Source organism: Devosia sp. (assembly GCF_017307565.1).
Classification (GTDB): domain Bacteria; phylum Pseudomonadota; class Alphaproteobacteria; order Rhizobiales; family Devosiaceae; genus Devosia.
The window spans coordinates 1-1,333 of record NZ_JAFKHD010000251.1 but is presented as its reverse complement, the minus strand read 5'-3'; the positions used below and the strand labels follow the sequence as shown (position 1 = coordinate 1,333).

General features: G+C 62.7%; 3 protein-coding genes. 1 reads left to right on the top strand and 2 read right to left on the bottom strand.

Features of this window, described 5'->3' with window-relative positions; genetic code table 11:
- The first annotated feature begins 5 nt into the window (after positions 1 to 5).
- Positions 6 to 170, top strand: coding sequence for an NUDIX domain-containing protein (locus J0I64_RS22620; protein WP_366933725.1), 165 nt, complete (start codon positions 6 to 8; stop codon positions 168 to 170).
- Positions 171 to 182: 12 nt separating this feature from the next.
- Here the strand turns inward: J0I64_RS22620 and J0I64_RS08250 are convergent, their stop codons facing one another.
- Positions 183 to 725 (bottom strand): GrpB family protein, encoded by a 543-nt coding sequence (locus tag J0I64_RS08250; RefSeq protein ID WP_291407111.1) that lies wholly within the window; start codon positions 723 to 725, stop codon positions 183 to 185.
- Between the two features lie 4 nt (positions 726 to 729).
- Positions 730 to 1,245, bottom strand: coding sequence for a GNAT family protein (locus J0I64_RS08245; RefSeq protein WP_291407110.1), 516 nt, complete (start codon positions 1,243 to 1,245; stop codon positions 730 to 732).
- Between the last annotated feature and the right edge of the window lie 88 nt (positions 1,246 to 1,333).

Below are 1,333 nucleotides of genomic sequence, written 5' to 3'. Positions count from 1 at the left end.
GGCAGGTGGTGCATGTCTTCACCCACTTCCGGCTGGAGCTGGAAGTGTGGTCCGCGCCGGTGCCGCCGGAGAGTTTTGCGAACGGCTGGTGGAGCCCGCCCGCCGCGCTGAAGGGCGAGGCGCTGCCGACGCTGTTCAGGAAAGTGCTGGCGCAGGCGGGGTTTTCCTGACCCATCGCCTGGTCATCGACCAGCCACGACCTGGTTGATGAAAGACTTCTTCGCGCTTGTGTATGAAGCGCGGTCGTTTGAGAACCGCACGGCAAGCTCTTCCTTCAGCGTGTCATATTGTTGGGCGAGCCCGGTGCTTGCGCGAAGGCGATCGCGGAACACGAGATTGCGGCGCCATGTCGGGCCATCGAACTCGACTACATGCGCCAGATGCGTTCGCGCGACGCCCTTGCCGAAGACATGATCGTTCGGGACCCCGGCGTTCGGCGCGAAATCGTAGCCGATGGCGGCCATCCGTGGCTCAAGCGATGGGCCTGCGGCCAGATTTCCTATGCCGATCATGAGATCGAGAATGGGTTTTGACCTGATGTCAGGAATAGATGTGCTGCCGATGTGCTCTATGTCGATCAACACATCCCCCAACGCTGCGCGAATAGTGTCAGCCTCCAGTTCGAACGCTCGACGCCATTCGGGATTGTGCGGCACGAGTTCCACGGCTCCCTGAGCCAGCCCCAGTCCGAATCTGGTCGTCTCCGGTCGAACGTGTTGGCTCATCGCGCTAGCCTCGTAACTCAGGCGTGGATGGAACAAACAGCAGCCCCATCATGAGAATATCCTGATAGGCCCCGTTGATGTGGATGGCATCGATGCGGCGGCCTTCATGCGCGAAGCCGACTTTTTCGTAGAGGGCGATGGCGGGGATGTTGGAGGCATAGACGTCGAGTTCGACGCGGCGGAAGGTCTCGCTGGCCTCGGCGAGCGCTGCTTCAATGAGCGCCCGGCCAATGCCGCGGCCGCGGTGGCTCGCGACAATGCCCATGCCGAGCGAACCGACATGGCCGGAGCCTATTGAACCATCGCGGCAGATGTCGCACCAGCCGACCACCTCGTCGTCGACGAGGGCAACATAATGCGGGTTGCCGTTTTCGATATTGCCGGCGACGAAGGCGCGCGAGGACGGTATCGGGGGCGCCTCGACGAGCCGGAGGTACTGGCGTTCGCGCGCCACGATATCGAGCGCGCGATTGTAGCCTTCGGCGTCGGAGAGGGCGGCAGGGCGGATATGCGCGGTCATGGCGGTGGTCTCAGTCTCGGGTGAGGAAGACGGCATCGGGAGCGTGGGCCGAAACGACGCGCCTGACGAAATCTGTCTTGCCTGTCGT

What these genes read in the sequence shown, in the direction of transcription:
- J0I64_RS08250 (WP_291407111.1), bottom strand. Translation starts at nt 725, where the DNA reads ATGAGCCAACACGTTCGACCGGAGACGACCAGATTCGGACTGGGGCTG.
- J0I64_RS08245 (WP_291407110.1), bottom strand. Translation starts at nt 1,245, where the DNA reads ATGACCGCGCATATCCGCCCTGCCGCCCTCTCCGACGCCGAAGGCTAC.